The sequence below is a fragment of the Longimicrobium terrae genome (genome assembly GCF_014202995.1).
Lineage (GTDB): Bacteria > Gemmatimonadota > Gemmatimonadetes > Longimicrobiales > Longimicrobiaceae > Longimicrobium > Longimicrobium terrae.
Genome location: NZ_JACHIA010000055.1, coordinates 1 through 1,297, shown reverse-complemented (window position 1 = coordinate 1,297; position 1,297 = coordinate 1). Strand labels below are relative to the sequence as shown.

The window sequence follows — 1,297 nt, the reverse complement described above, 5'->3', positions numbered from 1 at the left end:
TTTAGCACAGTGGGTTGCGTCGTAAATCTGGACGCGCCGATTTGAAAGTGGTGCCGGACCCCGTCTATCCTGTCGAGAACCGCCAACGACAGGAGCACCGGATGAATCAGGGCAGCACCCTCTTCGCCCAGCTGATCGCGCACGGCTCCCGCGACGTGCTGGACCGCTGCATCCGGCGCTACCGGGGCAACCACCGGGTTCGGACCTTCACCTGCCGCGACCAGTTCCTGGTCATGGCCTTCGCGCAGCTCACCTATCGGGAGAGTCTGCGCGACATCGAAGCCTGTCTGGGCGTCATCCCCGACCGGCTGTACCACATGGGAATCCGCGGATCCGTAACCCGCACCACGCTCGCGGACGCGAACGAGCGGCGCGACTGGCGCATCTACGCCGATTACGCGCAGGTCCTGATGGCCGAAGCACGCCGGCTCTACGCGGGTGAAGCCCTGGCGCTCGACATCGAGCAGACCGTCTACTGCCTCGACTCCAGCACGATCGAGCTCTGCCTCGGGCTCTTCCCATGGGCCCAGTACCACAAGGATGCCGCCGGGATCAAGCTCCACACCCTTCTTGATCTGCGGGGCAGCATCCCGGCGTACGTCCGCATCACCGGCGGGAGCTTCTCCGACAAGCACGTTCTCGACGAACTCGCCCCCGAGCCCGGCTCGATCTACGTCTTCGACCGCGGATATCTGGATTTCAAGAGCCTTCTGCGCCTGGATCACGCCAAGGCGATCTTTGTTACCCGTGCCAGGCGCAACCTGAAAACCCGCCGCCTCTACTCCCACGCGGTCGATCGCACCACCGGTCTCGTCTACGACCAGACCATCCGCCTCACCGTCCAGGCCACCGCGGCCAAGTACCCGGTCAATCTCCGGCGCGTGAAGTTCCGCGATCCGGATACCGGCAAGGCGTACATCTTCCTCACCAACAACTTCGACCTCCCGGCGCTCACCATCGCCCGGCTGTACAAGGCGCGCTGGCAGATCGAACTCTTCTTCAAGTGGATCAAGCAGCACCTGCGCATCAAGGCATTCTACGGCCGCAGCCCCAACGCGGTCAGGACTCAGATCTGGATCGCGATCTCCGTCTACGTCCTTGTCGCGATCGTGCGCAAGCGCCTCGGCACCAAGCTCGAACTTTACACTCTGCTGCAGATCCTCAGCGTCACTCTCTTCGAGAAAACCTCGCTCGAAGAGGCGTTTTCAGCCCCGGATTACACTACCACCAGTCAACCGCTTCCTAACCAGTTGCAGCTCTTCGACTTGTAAGCCGGACAGTAGTGGGGGGAGGGTTG

At 62.6% G+C, this 1,297-nt stretch carries 1 protein-coding gene; it reads left to right on the top strand.

Annotation, left to right across the window (positions count from 1 at the left end):
* Nucleotides 1–101 precede the first annotated feature (101 nt).
* Entirely contained in the window at nt 102–1,271 is a 1,170-nt protein-coding gene (locus HNQ61_RS28195) for an IS4 family transposase (RefSeq protein ID WP_170035021.1), read from the top strand.
* The last annotated feature ends 26 nt before the right edge of the window (nt 1,272–1,297 follow it).

Bases quoted from the DNA above. Each gene is read 5' to 3' on its own strand.
- HNQ61_RS28195 (WP_170035021.1), top strand. From the start codon at position 102: ATGAATCAGGGCAGCACCCTCTTCGCCCAGCTGATCGCGCACGGCTCC.